The 16,944-nt window shown below is 33.5% G+C and carries 17 protein-coding genes; 7 read left to right on the top strand and 10 right to left on the bottom strand.

What is annotated here, in order from left to right; genetic code table 11:
* Positions 1-144: 144 nt before the first annotated feature.
* Both purH and ACW5R3_RS12545 read right to left on the bottom strand, forming a co-directional pair.
* Positions 145-1,677, bottom strand: coding sequence for a bifunctional phosphoribosylaminoimidazolecarboxamide formyltransferase/IMP cyclohydrolase (gene purH, locus ACW5R3_RS12550; RefSeq protein WP_456577360.1), 1,533 nt, complete (start codon positions 1,675-1,677; stop codon positions 145-147).
* Positions 1,678-1,789: 112 nt separating this feature from the next.
* On the bottom strand, positions 1,790-2,245 hold the full coding sequence (locus tag ACW5R3_RS12545) for a GAF domain-containing protein (protein ID WP_456577359.1): 456 nt from the start codon (positions 2,243-2,245) through the stop codon (positions 1,790-1,792).
* Positions 2,246-2,339: 94 nt separating this feature from the next.
* On the opposite strand from ACW5R3_RS12545, the gene xrtF reads away from it, so the two are divergent.
* The 7 genes from xrtF (at position 2,340) to ACW5R3_RS12510 (ending at position 7,547) form a co-directional block, all read left to right on the top strand.
* Positions 2,340-2,891, top strand: a complete 552-nt coding sequence (xrtF, locus tag ACW5R3_RS12540; protein WP_456577358.1) for an exosortase family protein XrtF — start codon at positions 2,340-2,342, stop codon at positions 2,889-2,891.
* Positions 2,884-3,312, top strand: coding sequence for an exosortase F system-associated membrane protein (locus ACW5R3_RS12535; RefSeq protein WP_456577357.1), 429 nt, complete (start codon positions 2,884-2,886; stop codon positions 3,310-3,312). The genes xrtF and ACW5R3_RS12535 overlap by 8 nt, the downstream gene beginning before the upstream one ends.
* A 58-nt stretch (positions 3,313-3,370) precedes the next feature.
* On the top strand, positions 3,371-3,766 hold the full coding sequence (locus tag ACW5R3_RS12530) for an HYC_CC_PP family protein (protein WP_456577356.1): 396 nt from the start codon (positions 3,371-3,373) through the stop codon (positions 3,764-3,766).
* Between the two features lie 123 nt (positions 3,767-3,889).
* Positions 3,890-4,609: a heavy-metal-associated domain-containing protein gene (locus tag ACW5R3_RS12525; RefSeq protein WP_456577355.1), complete on the top strand. Its 720-nt coding sequence runs from the start codon at positions 3,890-3,892 to the stop codon at positions 4,607-4,609.
* Between the two features lie 3 nt (positions 4,610-4,612).
* Positions 4,613-6,850 (top strand): TonB-dependent receptor, encoded by a 2,238-nt coding sequence (locus ACW5R3_RS12520; RefSeq protein ID WP_456577354.1) that lies wholly within the window; start codon positions 4,613-4,615, stop codon positions 6,848-6,850.
* Between the two features lie 23 nt (positions 6,851-6,873).
* Positions 6,874-7,230 (top strand): heavy-metal-associated domain-containing protein, encoded by a 357-nt coding sequence (locus ACW5R3_RS12515; RefSeq protein WP_456577353.1) that lies wholly within the window; start codon positions 6,874-6,876, stop codon positions 7,228-7,230.
* A 107-nt stretch (positions 7,231-7,337) separates the two neighbouring features.
* A complete protein-coding gene (locus ACW5R3_RS12510) occupies positions 7,338-7,547 on the top strand; it encodes a putative signal transducing protein (protein ID WP_456577352.1) in 210 nt (69 codons plus the stop codon).
* 2 nt (positions 7,548-7,549) lie between these two features.
* Here the strand turns inward: ACW5R3_RS12510 and ACW5R3_RS12505 are convergent, their stop codons facing one another.
* The 8 genes from ACW5R3_RS12505 to miaB form a co-directional block, all read right to left on the bottom strand.
* Positions 7,550-9,904, bottom strand: a complete 2,355-nt coding sequence (locus tag ACW5R3_RS12505) for a hypothetical protein (RefSeq protein ID WP_456577351.1) — start codon at positions 9,902-9,904, stop codon at positions 7,550-7,552.
* Between the two features lie 146 nt (positions 9,905-10,050).
* On the bottom strand, positions 10,051-11,685 hold the full coding sequence (gene groL, locus ACW5R3_RS12500) for a chaperonin GroEL (RefSeq protein WP_456577350.1): 1,635 nt from the start codon (positions 11,683-11,685) through the stop codon (positions 10,051-10,053).
* A gap of 80 nt (positions 11,686-11,765) precedes the next feature.
* Complete coding sequence (locus ACW5R3_RS12495) at positions 11,766-12,041, bottom strand: co-chaperone GroES (protein WP_456577349.1); 276 nt, start codon at positions 12,039-12,041, stop codon at positions 11,766-11,768.
* A gap of 158 nt (positions 12,042-12,199) precedes the next feature.
* Entirely contained in the window at positions 12,200-12,547 is a 348-nt protein-coding gene (secG, locus tag ACW5R3_RS12490) for a preprotein translocase subunit SecG (protein WP_456577348.1), read from the bottom strand.
* A 2-nt stretch (positions 12,548-12,549) separates the two neighbouring features.
* Positions 12,550-13,578, bottom strand: coding sequence for a hypothetical protein (locus ACW5R3_RS12485; RefSeq protein WP_456577347.1), 1,029 nt, complete (start codon positions 13,576-13,578; stop codon positions 12,550-12,552).
* A 1-nt stretch (position 13,579) separates the two neighbouring features.
* On the bottom strand, positions 13,580-14,092 hold the full coding sequence (locus ACW5R3_RS12480; RefSeq protein ID WP_456577346.1) for an LptE family protein: 513 nt from the start codon (positions 14,090-14,092) through the stop codon (positions 13,580-13,582).
* Positions 14,093-14,112: 20 nt separating this feature from the next.
* Positions 14,113-15,381 (bottom strand): sigma 54-interacting transcriptional regulator, encoded by a 1,269-nt coding sequence (locus ACW5R3_RS12475; protein ID WP_456577345.1) that lies wholly within the window; start codon positions 15,379-15,381, stop codon positions 14,113-14,115.
* Positions 15,382-15,450: 69 nt separating this feature from the next.
* Entirely contained in the window at positions 15,451-16,896 is a 1,446-nt protein-coding gene (gene miaB, locus ACW5R3_RS12470; RefSeq protein ID WP_456577344.1) for a tRNA (N6-isopentenyl adenosine(37)-C2)-methylthiotransferase MiaB, read from the bottom strand.
* Between the last annotated feature and the right edge of the window lie 48 nt (positions 16,897-16,944).

The following is a 16,944-nucleotide window of genomic DNA, read 5'->3' as shown; positions in this document are numbered from 1 at the left end:
TGTAAATGTAATAAAAGTTTAGGCAATTATTAACTTTGGCTTTCGTTTTGAGGCTTTTTACTTGTTTTTTATTTATCAATGTAAATTTTCAAGTAAAATAACGCCACTTTAAGTTTTAATTAAAGTGACGTTTTATATTGTTTTTTAATGCTTAAAATGACGTGTTCCTGTAAATACCATTGCTACATTGTTGTCGTTACAGTAATCTATACTTAGTTGATCTTTTATAGACCCACCTGGTTGAATTACTGCTGAGATACCAGCATTATCTGCTATTTCAACACAATCAGGGAAAGGGAAAAAAGCATCACTTGCCATTACAGCTCCTTTTAAGTCAAAATTAAAAGATTGAGCTTTATGGATAGCTTGGTTTAATGCATCTACACGACTTGTTTGTCCTGTTCCACTAGCACATAATTGTTTGTTTTTAGCTAATACGATAGTATTAGACTTGGTATGCTTGCATATTTTTGAAGCAAATATTAAGTCTTCTAACTCGCTTTTTGAAGGATTATTGTTTGTAGCATTAGTTAAACTTTCTAAACTATCTGTTAAGTTATCACGGTCCTGAACTAAAATACCATTCAAACAAGTTCTAACAGTTGTTTTTGGTAACGCAATTTCGTTTTGTATTAATAAAATACGATTTTTTTTGCCTTTTAAAATATCTAAAGCAGCATCAGAAAAAGAAGGTGCAATAACAACTTCACAGAATAAACTATGAATAGCGGTTGCTGTAGCTTCGTCTATTTCCGTGTTACTAATTAAAATCCCGCCAAATGCTGATACTGGATCGCCAGCTAATGCATCTGTATATGCTTGTTTAACGGTGTCACGCTGTGCAAAACCACATGCATTATTATGTTTTAAAATAGCAAAAGTTGGTGCTTCTCCTTTAAACTCATTCATTAAGTTTACTGCAGCATCTACATCTAGTAAGTTGTTGTAACTTAATTCTTTACCATGAAGTTTAGTGAACATCGCGTCAAAGTCGCCAAAGAAAAAGCCTTTTTGATGTGGGTTTTCACCGTAGCGTAACGCTTGCCCATTTGTTTCACTTAACTTGAAACTTGCTATATCATTTTCTTTATTGAAATAATTAAAAATTGCAGAATCGTAATGAGAAGAAACATTAAATGACTTTGCAGCAAAACGTTTTCTGTCTGCTTCTGTCGTTTCTCCTTTTTTAGATTGTAATAAGTCTAAAAATTCACTGTAATCATTAACTGAAGCTACGCAAACAACATCGGCATAGTTTTTAGCTGCTGCACGGATTAAGGAAATACCACCGATATCTATTTTTTCAATAATATCTTGGTTGTCGGCACCTGAGGCTACTGTTTTTTCAAAAGGATATAAATCCACAATTACTAAATCTATTTGTGGAATATCAAATTCTGCTAATTCAGCAACGTCACTTGGTGTATTTTGTCTGTTTAGAATACCACCAAAAACTTTTGGGTGTAATGTTTTTACACGACCACCAAGAATGGAAGGGTAAGAGGTTACATCTTCAACAGGGATTACAGGAATACCTAAGTCTTTAATAAATTTTTCAGTGCCACCTGTAGAATAAATGGTAACGTTTTGTTCGTGTAATGTTTTTACAATAGGCTCTAATCCGTCCTTGCTGAAAACAGAAATTAAAGCCGATTTAATAGTTTTTGTTGTACTCATTTGTGTTGTGTTGTTTATAAGGTGCAAAAATAGGTAAATACATTAAAAAAAACAGTTGTGTTTTAACTTAAAACACAACTGTTTTTCAACTTACAATAGAAGTTATTAACAGTTATAAAATTGTTGCTACTTTTTGGCAAACAAATTCTAAAAACTCTATGTCTTTTTCGGTAAATGGATCAGGTGTATTTGAATCGATATCTATTTGTCCGATATTTTCATTATTAAGAAAAATAGGAATTACAATTTCCGCTTTTACAGTAATGCTACATGCTATATAATTATCCTGGGCAGAAACATCAGGTACTACAAAGTTTTCATTGCTTACTGCTACTTGTCCGCAAATACCTTTGCCAAAAGGGATAATGGTATGGTCTGTAGGTTCACCAACATAGGGACCTAATTTAAGTTCGTTTTTATTACCGTTTTTAAAATAAAAACCAACCCAGTTGTAATACGGGATTTCTCGTTCTAACTCCGTGCAAATAGCTAAGAGTCTTTCGTTTACAGTTAGGTCTGTGTTGTCTATTAATTCTGTAACGGCAGTTTTTAATTCTTGAAATGTCATGAGTCATTAAAGTTTCAACAAAAGTATTTAAATTGCAGTGATATTTGGATAAGATTTTATATAACTTTAACAATGTAAAATAGCATAGTTTATAGTGAGAGAATTACTAATAAAATACAAGTCGGTTATTCGGTTTATATTAACGTTTTTAGCGGTATATACGGTTTTAACGTTTACCTATAAGCTGTATTTACAAGCATCTGAAGGAGGGCGTTTTTATCCCGACTATATGACGCATTTGGTGTCTGAACAGAGTGCCGATTTATTGCAAAGTTTAGATTATGAGGCTCAAGTGGTGCCGCATTCTAAGGAAGCATCCATGAAACTTATAATAAACGGCAAATTTGTAGCACGTGTTATCGAGGGGTGTAATTCTGTGAGTGTAATTATTCTTTTTGTTTCTTTTATTCTAGCATTCTCAGGGACTTTTAAATCAACATTTATCTATATATTAACAGGTTCTGTGTTAATTTACGTTGTTAATTTAATGCGGATAGTTATCCTTTCCGTAGGTTTATACCATTACCCTTGGCGAAAAGATGTGCTTCATACCGTTATTTTTCCAGCTATTATTTATGGTATGGTATGCTTGTTATGGATTATTTGGGTGAATAGGTTTTCTAAAATGGCATTAAAACATGAATAAATTTCTAACCATTTTAAGTATTACTCTTCTTGCTGTTTTGTTAGTTTTAATTCGGTTTTTTGAACAAGAGCTCTTTTATGATCCTTATTTGTTGTTTTTTAAAAACGATTATTTATATATCGATTCGCCTAGACGTGAAGTTTTAAAACTTACTGCTTATACCAGTTTAAGGTTCTTTATGAATACGATCCTATCACTTGGTATTATATATGCTATATTTAAAGATGTATTGATAGTGCGGTTTTCTGCTTTAGTCTATGCTTTTTCCTATGTTGTACTTATATTGTTGTTTTTGTATTTTGTAATTAACCCTAGACAAGAAGATTATTATTTGTTTTTTAATATACGACGTTTTTTAATCCAACCTCTTATGTTGTTATTACTTGTGCCAGCATTTTTCTATCATAAACAAAATAGTTAATTCTTTATATTGCTGTTAATATCGTTTTTGGTTTATGTATTTTTTGTAAATTTGCTTTGTGATAAAAACGATATTCCATAATGTGTTTTCAGTAAGCATGGCTTTATTAGTCCTGTTTTCGACAGTTTCATTTACTGTTGAAAAGCATTTTTGTGGTGATATTTTAATAGACGCATCCATATTTGATAGTGTGGAAAAGTGTGCTTCTGGCGAGGTTGAACTTATTGATGACTGTTGTAAAGATACTTTAGATGTTATACTAGGACAGGATGAATTAAGTGTTAAATCATTTAAAGAGTTGGATCTAGATCAACAGGTCTTTATAGTTTGTTTTGCCGATGCTTATTTATCATTATTTGAAGGAACGCCAAATTTAGTTGTTCCACATAAAAATTATTCTCCACCAAACTTGACAACAGAACTCCGATTGTTGCATCAAGTATTCATAATTTGATTTAAAAATCACCTCGTTTTATAAGTACGCTTTAGCTTGTAAAATGTAATTTTTTTGTTGTTTTCACTAGTTTTAATTGGTGAAAACTACAGGTAAATATGTTGAATTTAAAATCATAATTATATGATAAATCTATATACAGTTACTGGTATGACCTGTAATGGTTGTAAGAATTCAGTAACGGAATCCTTACTGAAACTAGATGATGTTCAGGATGTAAAAGTGCGTCTTGAAACAGGAGAAACACAACTAACATTGAAAAGTGAAGTTGATGTTACTACATTGCAGAGTGCCCTGCCTAAGAAATTTTCTATTTCAGAAAAAATGGATGTCCCCAAACATAAACCAGCAGTAAAGGTTGAAAAATCTGAGTTGCAGCAGTTGTTTCCTCTGTTTTTAATCTTTGCTTATATCTCTATAGCAGCATTCCTTTTAAATTTCGATCCCTTAAATTGGGCTGGATTCATGCTTGATTTTATGGGGCTATTTTACATTGTGTTTAGCTTTTTTAAGCTTTTAGATTTAAAAGGGTTTCCAAAGTCTTTCAGGATGTATGATCCGTTAGCTAAAGTGTTACCTGTATATGGTTGGGTTTACCCTTTTATAGAATTGTTATTAGGACTGATGTTTTTAATGCGTTTTAAAATAGATATAGCATTAATTAGTACACTTATTATTTTAGGAATTACTACAGTAGGTGTTACAAAGTCTCTGATAAGTAAAAAGACGATTCAGTGTGCATGTTTAGGCACAGCATTAAATTTACCGATGACTAAAGCCACATTTATTGAAAATACCATCATGATTATCATGGCGGTACTCATGCTTTTTAATTTTTTATAGAAAATGAAAAATATACTATTTATATTAACCTTTATACCTTTTTTAGCGGTTTCTCAAAATGAGATTCAAGGTGTAATTTTAGAAGCTAATGAACAAAATTCAGAAGTGCCTGTTACTGGTGCTAATGTGTATTGGTTAAACACAACGGTTGGAGCCGTAACGGATTTTGATGGAAAATTTATAATACCATATAAGCCTGAATATAAAAAACTAGTTGTTAGTTTTGTTGGTTATAAAACGGATACATTAACTGTAAGTTCAGTGCAGCCAATTAAGCATTTGCTAACAGCTACCAGTGCTTTAGAGGAGGTTGTTGTTACTTCTAGAAATCAGGCAACAGCTAAATCGTATTTACAGTCACAAAATATAATGACAGTTAGTAGTGATGAACTACTAAAAGCTGCTTGTTGTAACTTGTCGGAGAGTTTTGAAACCAATCCATCTATTGATGTTAATTTTGCTGATGCTGTTTCAGGAACACGTCAAATAAAAATGTTAGGCTTAACAACGCCATATATTTTAATTGCTACCGAGAACATTCCTTCTATTCGAGGTGCTTCTCAAGCTTTTGGTTTGAGTTTTATTCCGGGAACCTGGGTAGAGAGTATACAAATTACTAAAGGAGCGGGTAGTGTTGTAAATGGATTTGAAAGTATTGCAGGTCAAATTAATGCTGAGCTTGTAAAACCTACAACCGACAATAAGTTGTTTGTTAATTTATACGGAGCATCAAGTGCGCGTATGGAATTAAATACACACGTAAATACGAAAGTTAGTGACAAGTGGTCAACGGGTTTGTACATTCATGGTAATACACATAATGAGAAACACGATGTGAATGATGATAACTTTCTAGATATGCCGCTCTATAAGCAGATTAATTTGATGAATAGATGGCAGTATTCAAATCCAGAAAAGGGACTTGTAAGTTTTATAAATTTAAAATATTTAAATGATGCTAAACAAACAGGAGAGTTAGATTTTGATCCCGATACAGATAAGGGAACGACTAATGCATGGGGTAGTGAGATAGATACCGAGCGTTATGAGATTTCAGCCAAATTAGGGTATGTTAATCCCGAAATCCCTTACCAAGTACTTAGTGTTCAAGGTGCTTTTAGCAGACATGAGCAAGATTCGTATTATGGTTTAAATGCTTATGATATTGTTCATAATAGTGTTTATGCAAATGCTATTTATAACACTTTGATTGGGGACACACGTCATAAAGTAAAAACAGGATTAAGTTATACATATGATGATTACTCGGAGTTGGTTAATGCTACTAATTACGATCGTACAGAGTCCTCTATTGGTGCTTTTTTTGAATATAATTATGACAATTTAGATAATTTAAATCTTACTGCGGGCGTACGTGTAGATCAGCATAATTTATTGGGTTTTTTCGTAACTCCTAGATTGCATTTACGCTATACTCCTTGGGAAAAAGCTGCTTTTAGAGCTTCTGTAGGTCGAGGAAAACGTAGTGCTAATATTTTTGCTGAAAATCAACAGATGTTTGCTACTTCTAGAGCTATTAATATAGTGAATGCTGGTGGTGATATTTATGGTTTAGATCCTGAAGTGGCATGGAATTATGGCGTTTCCTATTTGCAAGGCTTTAATTTGTTTGGAAATAAAGGAGATATTGCATTTGATTTTTATCGCACCGATTTTCAGAATCAGATTGTAGTTGATTATGAAAACCCTCAAGCAGTTAGTTTATATAATTTAGAAGGGGATAGTTTTGCTAATAGTTTTCAAACCGAAATAAATTATAACTTGTTTCAGAATTTCGATTTAAGATTAGCTTATAAATATTATGATGTTAAAACGCAGTATCAGAGAGGTAAATTAGAAAAACCACTAACTCCAAAGCATCGGTTTTTTGCAAATGCGGGTTATGAAACAACAAGGAAAGAAACTGGCGCACAATGGAAATTCGATGCAACATATAACTGGCTAAGTAAGCAACGTTTTTCATCTACTGCAACAAACCCTACAGCCTATCAGCTAACTGAATATACCCCTACAATAGGTACCTTAAATTTACAAGTAACCAAAGTGTTGTCATCTAAATTTGAAGTATATTTAGGAGGCGAGAATGTTACAAATGTTAGGCAAGATGATCCTATTTTAGCCGCTAACGACCCATTTGGATCTTATTTTGATACGACATTTGTTTATGGTCCTGTTTTTGGTAGTTTGTACTACGCAGGATTACGATTTAAAATGAATTAATAATTAACAAAAAATAAATAAAAATGAAAAAACTAGGAATTTTATTAGTCATGCTTTTTGGTTTAACAGCTTTCTCACAAAATAAAAATGCAAAGGCATCTATAGAAGTAGATGGCGTATGTATGATGTGTAAAGAGCGTATTGAAAAAGCTTGTGTAAGAACTAAAGGTGTGAAATCGGCTGTGTGGAATGTGCAAACTCATGAGTTGAAATTAATATTTGATGAGCGTAAAACCGACTTAACAACTATTAGTCAAAGTATTGCCGACGTAGGTCATGATACTGAAGAAATAAAAGCAACAGACGAGGCGTATAACAGTGTGCATCCATGTTGTTTGTATAGAGATGAAGCCGTTCAAGATGATCATGCAAATGATTAAGCTATGTTAGTTAAGAATAAAAAAGCCCAAACAAATTGTTTGGGCTTTTTTATAGTGCAAAATTTCTTTAAAATGACTATATTACTATAATGTAAAAAATCTTTATTATGGCTAGAACGTTAATATTATCAAGTACTTCGCAGATTCAAGTTTTTGGGGTTAAAAATGCATTAGATGAAGCAAATATCCCTTATTTTGAAATTAATAAATCCGATTCATCCTATCCAGGTATCTTTGGGAATTATGAAATTTATGTTGATGAGGCTCATAGGGAAGAAGCAGTGTTATGTGTTAAGGATTTAATTGCAACTAATTAAAATTAATCGAGGCTTATAGTTTCTATTTTAGATATTAATCGTCCATCTTCACTTAGTCCTTCTATATATATATTAATGGGTGTGTTGTAATAATTAGGAATATTAAATACAAATTCACCATCGGCATTTGGACTTAAATTTGGAATCCAATTTAGTACGGCTAGTTTAGCATACATATCTTGATTTGATGTGTTGTAAATTGGAGCGTAGTATGTTTTGGGCAATGAAAAACCAAAAACCTGATCTTTATTTTTAAACTTGCCCTTAGGTTTTCTATTTGTGCTGCCACCAGACTTTCTAAAAATATTGATAGATCCTCCTGCACCATCCATACCATATCCTGTTTGGGCAATATAAAGTTCTTCAACATCTTCTACCGTAAGAAATTGGATTAAGTCTAACTGCTCCGAGACCCTCATGCCGTCTAAATACACCTGAGGGCGTAATTGTCCCTGTAAGTTAGTGCCGCGTCTTGAGAATATAGCTACAGTTGTTGGGTATTCCGTTACGTCAAAACCTTTACTTCGTATAATATCTATTATACGAGTCGTAAAAGTGTAAAAACTCTTTAGGTCTATAGAGCGGTTATTAACGCCTCCTGTTGCCATAAATTTTTCTTTCTTCTCGTACTTTTTTACTTTAAGTAACACGGTGTCTAGTTCTGTAAAGGAATCATCATAAACTAAGTTGTCCTTTTTACCTGTTATACGGATTGGTTTTTTAATGATGCCTTCAGTTTGTATGGAGTCGTAAACATAAGTTGGGTAGATATTGTAGTAGGCGTTGGGCATTGTAATTTTGCCTTTTTTGTTTTTAGCACTTAAGGAAATTACAGAGTTTTCGGTTAATGATAAATTGTCAAAACTAAAATAATTGTCCTCAATCGGACTTGTAAGCATCAGTTCGTTGTTTGCTGAAAACAAGACTATTTCTTTAATATTGTCGCTCTTTAAATTGTTAATTTTTCCTTTTAGTTGAAAGCCCGCTTCAAAATTATATTTGTCAATCTGTGGTTTATGGAAAACATTTTGCCATTCATAACGACTCCAGCCTTGGGTGAGTAACAAAAGATCTAAATTATATAATGATTTCCGATTCGTATCCGTAAAATAACCTTGAGGATTTTTTATGGCTCCTTTTATGTATGGTTGTAATAATAGGCTAGAAATAATAGTGTTGTCTGTGTTATAAGCCTCTGTAGTTGCAGGTAATACTGAGATACTAATTGTTGAATTTGTATTGTTTATTTTGTTAGTTGTAAGTCTTATTTGTGTAGAATCTGCTCTAGTATTTTTACCAAGCAAGCTAATGCTTTGGGTTAAGTTGTTTGTGTTGTTAAATAGGAGTCGCTCTAATAACGGTTGCTTCTTGTCATTGAAAAGGGTTAAAATATTCATTCCTGGGTATAGGTTTTCCTTAGGGATAGGAATGGTGTATTCAAGTTGATCCTTCTTAAAGTTAAAATCTATTTTTTTTAGAAGACCATCTCTATGTAAAACAATATAATAAGGTTTGTCTAAAAGTTTAGCTATGCTATTTTTATTGGTTTTAAGGCTTATAAAAAGGGTGTTGTTATTAAGATTATTGACAGAAAGCGCTATGCCTTTTAAATCTGCTTTCGGTAGGGGTTTTATTATTTCATTTCCGTCATCTAGTGTTACTTTTACTGTGTAGTTTTCATTTTTAGATATAAAGAGACTAAATTTACCAAGTCCGTAACTGTTGCTTTTAAATGTTGAAACAACTGCTCCTTGGCTGTCGGTAACTTCGCCTGATGTTATGATGATTTCATGTCCGTTAATATCTGTTCCTTTAAATCCAATAGTGTTTGTAGCATCTGTAAGCATGTGTCCGCCTTCAGGGAGAAGTTGGAAATCGTATTTTTGTTCAGTTTTAGGACTTGATTCATCACCGTCAATATCGTTTCCTAAAATTTCAAACTGTTGTAAGCTATAATACGGTTCATTAAAGTTTTTCATCCAGTTTGTACTAACTTTTAGAAAATAAATACCAGGTTCAAAACCTTCTTTAAAACTAAAATTCCCATGCATCATACCATTTTCAGCATAGTAGATTTTTTTACTCATTAATTGTCCTTTAGAGTTGTAAAGGCTGGCGTAAACGTTATTTGTTGTTAAGTAAGGCTTTTGTGTTTTTGTGTTATAAATATAGCTTTTAAACCAAAGCTCTTCGGTTGGAAGAAACTTGGTTTTATTAATATGTGTATAAATTGTTTCAGGTTCTAATTTGAAATAGTCTGTGTATTGGTTTTCAATATAATCGAAAGTGTTGTTTTGAGAAAAACCCGCAAACGAACAGATGATTGCAAAAAGTATTAGGGACGATTTTTTAAACATGAGCGTGGCGCTTAAATTTTAAGATGTGCTTTAGTTGAACTATAAATATATTGTTTTTATATGTAAGATGTTACGTTTTTAAAATGAAGTAAAAAAAAAGCATCTCATAATAGAGATGCTTTTTAATGTATTTAGTAATGTGAGAATTACATCATGCCAGGCATGCCACCACCAGCGCCCATTGGAGGCATAGCAGGAGCATCTTCTTTGATGTCTATTAAAGCACATTCTGTAGTTAATATCATACCAGCAACAGATGCTGCATTTTCTAAAGCTACACGCGTTACTTTTTTAGGATCAATAATACCAGCTTTTAGCATATCAACATATGTTTCTGTCTTAGCATCAAAACCAAAGTCTTTTTTGCCTTCTAGTACTTTTGAAATAACAACACTTCCTTCGCCACCAGCATTTTGAACAATTGTTCTTAGAGGAGCTTCAATAGCGCGTGCTACAATTTGGATACCTGTAACTTCGTCAAGGTTTGAAGTTGTTAAGTCTTCTAGTAAGCTTTTAGCTCTTACAAGGGCAACACCACCACCAGCAACAATACCTTCTTCAACAGCTGCTCTAGTAGCGTGAAGTGCATCGTCAACACGATCTTTTTTCTCTTTCATTTCTACTTCACTTGCTGCACCTACGTATAATACGGCAACACCACCAGCTAATTTAGCTAAACGTTCTTGAAGTTTTTCCTTATCGTAATCGCTTGTAGTCGTTTCAATTTGCGCTTTGATTTGGTTTACACGGTTTTTAATAGCATCCGCATCACCAGAACCATTAACAATTGTTGTGTTGTCTTTATCAATAGTAACTGTTTCAGCAGTTCCTAACATACTTAAATCGGCGTTTTCAAGTGAAAAACCACGTTCTTCAGAAATAACAACACCACCTGTTAAGATAGCAATATCTTCTAGCATTGCTTTACGTCTGTCACCAAATCCAGGTGCTTTTACAGCAGCAATTTTAAGTCCACCACGTAATTTGTTTACCACCAATGTAGCTAAGGCTTGACCTTCAACATCTTCAGCAATAATTAATAAAGGTCTTCCTGATTGTGCAACAGGCTCTAAAATAGGTAGGATTTCCTGTAGGTTAGAGATTTTCTTATCAAATAATAAGATGTAAGGGTTTTCTAAATCAGCAATCATCTTGTCAGAATCTGTAACAAAATAAGGAGATAGGTAGCCTCTATCAAACTGCATACCTTCAACAACATCAACATATGTATCTGTTCCTTTAGCTTCTTCAACAGTTATAACACCTTCTTTTCCAACTTTATCAAAAGCTTTAGCAATTAAATCACCAATAGTTTCATCGTTATTTGCTGAAATAGAGGCAACTTGCTTAATTTTCTCAGAAGAGTTACCTACTTGTTGTGCTTGTTCTGCAAGGTTTGCTACAATAGCATCTACAGCTTTGTCAATACCACGCTTTAAGTCCATTGGGTTTGCACCGGCAGCAACATTTCTTAAACCTTCTTTTACTATTGCTTGAGCTAAAACAGTAGCGGTAGTTGTACCATCACCAGCTAAATCATTTGTTCTACTAGCAACTTCTTTTACCATTTGAGCACCCATGTTTTCAAGCTCATTTTCAAGCTCTACTTCTTTAGCTACTGTTACACCATCTTTAGTTACTTGAGGTGCACCAAAACTTCTACTAATTATTACGTTACGACCTTTTGGTCCTAAAGTCACTTTTACTGCATTTGCTAATGCATCCACACCACGTTTTAAACCGTCGCGAGCTTCAATATCAAATTTTATATCTTTTGCCATTGTTTTATATTTTTAATTAGTGTTTCCACAATTGTGGAATTCTATTTTATAATTTAGTTGTTGTTTATTTATTCGGTTAATTATATGATAGCTAATATGTCGCTTTCACGCATAATTAGGTAATCTTTACCTTCCAATTTTAACTCTGTACCTGCGTACTTACCATAAAGAACAGTGTCTCCAACTTTTACTGTCATAGGTTCGTCTTTAGTACCTTTTCCTGCAGCCATAACTTTACCTTGTTGTGGTTTTTCTTTAGCGTTATCTGGAATAATAATTCCTGAAGCTGTTTTCGTTTCTGCTGCTTCTGGTTCAATAAGAACTCTATCTGCTAATGGTTTAATTTTTAATGCCATTTTTTATGATGTTTTAGTTTTATAAAATTGTTTAACGTTTGATGTGTAGCCAAAAATGTGCCAATAGCAGAAGACTGACAAAATTTCATTTTAACTATAGGGCATAAAAAAAGCCAACTTTAAAGTTGGCTTTTTTCTTATATGTAATAACACAAAATTTATTCTGAATCACTAGATGTTTCAGTAGTTTGTGTTGGAGTAGTAGCTGGTGCTACAGGTACTGTTTGTTCTGTGTTTATTTGCTCAATAGCTTTAGACTCTGCACTTCCTGTTCTGTCTATAGCAATGTTAGATACTAATATTAACACTAACATAATTGTTGCTAATGTCCATGTACTCTTATCTAAGAAGTCTGTTGTTTTCTTAACACCTCCTAATTGTTGTGATCCGCCACCACCAAATGATGATGATAATCCGCCCCCTTTAGGGTTTTGAACCATTATTACTACAATAAGTAAAAATGCAACTAGTACAATAAGTGCTAAAAATATGGTAAACGTACTCATGGTTAATCGTTATTTTGTTCTTGTAATTGTTTTACTGCTTTAATTTGGTCTGCAAAGAAACCACTTTTTTCTGGATATTTCAAACTTAAAATGTTGTAAGATTGAATTGCCTTTTTATAGTTTTTTTGTTCCACATAAATTCGTGCTAAAGTTTCGGTCATTAAAGCTTCAGGTTGAATCATTTGAGCGTCTGCTATATTTGCGCTTTTACCACTTGTTTTACTAGGCTTTAGCTTGGGGTTTTTAGTTATAAACTGATCTATTAAATCAAACTTTTTTGTTCGGTTTTTGTCGCTTTTTTCTTTTAATGGCGCGCTAGTTTCTTGTGTTGGCTCCGGTTTGTTTTCAGGCTCGTCACGCTTAATAGGTTCAAAACGTGTAAGCATAAGCCATTCATTAAAGGAGTGTTTTTCTTGTTTATCAAATTGTAATGGACTCCCTAATTTTAAAACCTGGTTAGGTGATGCTTCTTCCTTGTCTGCTTTAATGTTATGTTCTGGATTTACTTCAGGAATAGTAGACGTGTTGCTAATAGATTTGTTTAAATCTGTACTTATTGTTTCGTTTTCGGAGGCTTTATTTTCTTCTGATTGGAAATGAGCAATAGGTGTTTTTTGATGTTTAGGTTGAAATAACTCTGGGTCTAGCGTGCCTTCAGTATCGCTAATTTGTTTTTTTAGAACATCATCAATTTGTGTTTTCTTGTCAGAAGATAGGTCTTCGGAGTCTACATCGATAGCTTTAATATGATCAAGGTGTTGCTTAATATGCTTAGAAATTTCATTTTGCATAAAGGCTTCCGACGTAATGAAATCGAATAAAATACTCCGATCCGTAGTGTAAGCAGCAGTTCGTTTAAGTTCATTATTATACTTTACACTCCCTTTGTTTTTAAGACCTTTTAAATAACTAGCTCTAGCTGATTGCAAGTATGGAAATTGATCTAGAACGAATTTTAACTCCAGTGTTTGTTCCGGAGTAATATTCTGGGGTTCTTGTATAATAGTTGAAAATTCGGCAGCTGTCATCATATTACCATTTAGCTAATGTTGCATTAAAAATATCCTGTGTTAAGCGTTCAAAAATTTCAGCAAGTGCTGTATCTTTTTCTGTTCCTGTTAATAAAGCATCACCGGCATAATCATAAAAGAAGGAAAAGCGTTGTTCTAAATTGTCTTCCTCATTTTTCATGTTATAAAACCTAACATTTACCGATATAGTTAATCGGTTTTGAGCAGCGGTATTATCGGCAGTCGCTGTTGTAGGGGAGATGCGATATTCGGTTATTTCACCTTCGTATATTAAATCGCCAGCAGATTTTACTAAATCTAAATTTGTTTGATTCAGTAATAAATCGGCTAATGCATTTGTAAAATCACGATCTAATCCGGGTTCTATTAATATGGCATTATTTTGAAAATATTCTACCTGAAAGGTTTTAACGTCAGGAGCAATGGAAGCACCTGTAAATGAATAAGCGCCACATCCTAAAATGGTTGTAATAACGGTTAGGAGTAATGCAAATTTTAGGATTTTAATTTTCATGTGTTTTATGTTAATGCCCATTATAAATCGTATTGTTTAATTTTTCTGTATAAAGTACGCTCGCTTATACCTAGTTCGGCAGCTGCTAATTTACGTTTTCCGCTGTGGCGTTCTAACGATTTTTTTATGAGTTCTAATTCTTTGTCTTGCAAAGAAAGTGTTTCTTCCTCTTCAATTTCTTCTGCAAAATGGTATTTATCTGAAATTTCCTCAATTGCGGCATCGGCTATATGACTATTTGGTTTTTCAGGAATAGAAAGTACTTCTAAATCTTCATAGGCTTCTTGCGTGTCTTCATCAGTTTGACCGTAAATTTTTTCAATAAGACCTTCGTTTTCCTTTTGAACTTCCGAACCGTTTCCAGTTTTCATCAGTTCCATAGTTAGTTTCTTTAAGTCGTTTAAATCGCTTTTCATATCAAAAAGCACTTTATATAAAATTTCGCGCTCGCTACTAAAGTCACTTTCCGATTTGGTATTATTAATTACTGCTGGTAATTGGGAGTTTTCAGATGGTAAATACTCTTTTAAGGTTAGAGCATTAATTGTTCTGTTTTGTTCTAGTACGGATATTTGCTCGGCAACATTTCGTAATTGTCTAATATTACCATTCCAACGAAATTTAAGCAGCATGTTTACAGCATCGTCTGTTAGTTTTATGGTTGGCATTTTATATTTTAAGGCAAAGTCGCTAGCAAATTTTCTAAACAATAAATGAATATCGTCTTTTCTGGTGCGTAACGGAGGTAGGTTTATTTCAACGGTACTTAAACGGTAGTATAAATCTTCGCGGAATTTTTCTTTTTTAATTGCTTCAAACATATTTACGTTTGTAGCGGCTACAATACGCACATTGGTTTTTTGGACTTTACTAGAACCTACTTTTATAAATTCGCCGTTTTCTAAAACACGTAGTAAGCGCACTTGTGTTGTTAGTGGTAGCTCTCCAACTTCATCTAAAAAAATAGTACCGCCATCTGCAACTTCAAAATAACCGCTTCTAGTAGCTGTTGCTCCTGTAAAAGCTCCTTTTTCATGTCCAAAGAGTTCTGAGTCTATCGTTCCTTCAGGAATAGCACCACAGTTTACAGCTATATATTTGCCGTGTTTTCTATGGGATAAAGAATGAATGATTTTAGGAATACTTTCCTTACCCACGCCAGACTCTCCAGTTACTAAAACTGAAATGTCTGTTGGTGCTACTTGAATGGCTTTTTCAATGGCGCGATTCAATGTTGGGTCGTTTCCAATAATTCCGAAACGTTGTTTGGTTGCTTGTATTGATTCCATATTTATAATTCAATAGTCCTTGGTTCGTTTAAACTTAGACTTTGTTTTTAATGTAAATTTTAAGCTTTATTAGTTGTTGTCCGAATAACCAACAGCTTCACCAATAAGTGTTGCTGTTGTACAGTCGTTAATTTTTACGTTTACAAATTCGCCTACCTTATAATGTTCTTTAGGAAATACTACTACGGTATTTTGTGAGGTACGACCAGACCATTGTAAATCTGATTTTTTCGATTCTTTTTCAATTAATACTTCACGAACTTGACCTACATTAGCTAATGTTTTTTTGTGACCATTAGCTCGCTGTACGTCAATAATTTCTTGTAAACGACGCTTTTTAGTGGCTTCGGGAACATCATCTTTCATATTTCTTCCAGCCATAGTACCTGGTCTTTCCGAATAGGCGTACATAAAACCAAAATCGTATTGTACGGTTTCCATAAGGCTTAAAGTGTCCTGATGATCTTGCTCTGTTTCTGTTGGGAAACCAGCAATCATGTCTTGACTAATTGCGCAATCGGGTAGAATACGTCTAATATTGGTAATAAGGTCCATATACTCTTCACGAGTATGTTGTCTGTTCATTTCCTTTAGAATACGATTACTACCACTTTGAATAGGTAAATGTATATGGTTGCATATGTTTTTGTACTTGGCCATTGTTTCTACAACATCCAAAGTCATATCTTGAGGGTTAGATGTAGAAAAACGAATACGCATTTTAGGTTGCGCTTCAGCACAAAGTTCTAATAGCTTAGAAAAATGTACAGCTGTAGCTTTTTGCATTTCACTAGCCTTCTTAAAATCTTTTTTTAGGCCACCACCATACCATAGATAACTATCTACATTTTGTCCTAAAAGGGTGATTTCTTTATATCCTTTTTCCCATAATGTATTTATCTCTTCAATAATACTTTGTGGATCTCTACTACGTTCGCGGCCTCGGGTAAATGGTACTACGCAAAAGGTACACATATTATCACAACCACGCGTTATTGAAACAAAAGCTGTTATGCCATTGCTGTCTAGTCTTACAGGTGATACATCGCCATACGTTTCTTCTTTAGAGAGTACAACGTTTATGGCATCGCGTCCAGCTTCTACTTCCGATAATAAATTAGGCAGATCTTTATAGGCATCAGGGCCAACAACAAGGTCTACTATTTTTTCTTCCTCCAAAAATTTGTCTTTTAAGCGTTCTGCCATACAGCCTAAAACACCAACTTTCATTTTTGGGTTTATTTTTTTTACTGCGTTATATTTTTCTAAACGCTTACGTACAGTTTGTTCAGCTTTATCACGAATAGAACAGGTGTTCACCAAAACTAAGTCGGCATCCTCTAATTTTTGAGTGGTATTAAAGCCTTCGTTAGAAAGTATGGAAGCAACAATTTCGCTATCGCTAAAATTCATAGCACAGCCATAACTTTCTATAAAAAGTTTACGAGTGTTAGTTGTTTTTGCTTCTAAGTTAAGGGCTTCTCCCTGTTTCGTTTCGTCTATAGTTTTCTCCATAAAATGTGTCTGAAATTGTAGTTCAGTCAATAAGTATGCAAAGTTACA

Source organism: Algorimicrobium bowmanii (assembly GCF_054031195.1).
The sequence above is the reverse complement of the archived record's forward strand: the minus strand, read 5'-3'. Positions and strand labels throughout refer to the sequence as shown.

Coding starts and splice junctions, on each gene's coding strand:
- purH (WP_456577360.1), bottom strand. CDS start 1,677: ATGAGTACAACAAAAACTATTAAATCGGCTTTAATTTCTGTTTTCAGC.
- ACW5R3_RS12545 (WP_456577359.1), bottom strand. CDS start 2,245: ATGACATTTCAAGAATTAAAAACTGCCGTTACAGAATTAATAGACAAC.
- ACW5R3_RS12535 (WP_456577357.1), top strand. CDS start 2,884: ATGAATAAATTTCTAACCATTTTAAGTATTACTCTTCTTGCTGTTTTG.
- ACW5R3_RS12525 (WP_456577355.1), top strand. CDS start 3,890: ATGATAAATCTATATACAGTTACTGGTATGACCTGTAATGGTTGTAAG.
- ACW5R3_RS12520 (WP_456577354.1), top strand. CDS start 4,613: ATGAAAAATATACTATTTATATTAACCTTTATACCTTTTTTAGCGGTT.
- ACW5R3_RS12515 (WP_456577353.1), top strand. CDS start 6,874: ATGAAAAAACTAGGAATTTTATTAGTCATGCTTTTTGGTTTAACAGCT.
- ACW5R3_RS12510 (WP_456577352.1), top strand. CDS start 7,338: ATGGCTAGAACGTTAATATTATCAAGTACTTCGCAGATTCAAGTTTTT.
- ACW5R3_RS12505 (WP_456577351.1), bottom strand. CDS start 9,904: ATGTTTAAAAAATCGTCCCTAATACTTTTTGCAATCATCTGTTCGTTT.
- groL (WP_456577350.1), bottom strand. CDS start 11,685: ATGGCAAAAGATATAAAATTTGATATTGAAGCTCGCGACGGTTTAAAA.
- ACW5R3_RS12495 (WP_456577349.1), bottom strand. CDS start 12,041: ATGGCATTAAAAATTAAACCATTAGCAGATAGAGTTCTTATTGAACCA.
- secG (WP_456577348.1), bottom strand. CDS start 12,547: ATGAGTACGTTTACCATATTTTTAGCACTTATTGTACTAGTTGCATTT.
- ACW5R3_RS12485 (WP_456577347.1), bottom strand. CDS start 13,578: ATGATGACAGCTGCCGAATTTTCAACTATTATACAAGAACCCCAGAAT.
- ACW5R3_RS12480 (WP_456577346.1), bottom strand. CDS start 14,092: ATGAAAATTAAAATCCTAAAATTTGCATTACTCCTAACCGTTATTACA.
- ACW5R3_RS12475 (WP_456577345.1), bottom strand. CDS start 15,381: ATGGAATCAATACAAGCAACCAAACAACGTTTCGGAATTATTGGAAAC.
- miaB (WP_456577344.1), bottom strand. CDS start 16,896: ATGGAGAAAACTATAGACGAAACGAAACAGGGAGAAGCCCTTAACTTA.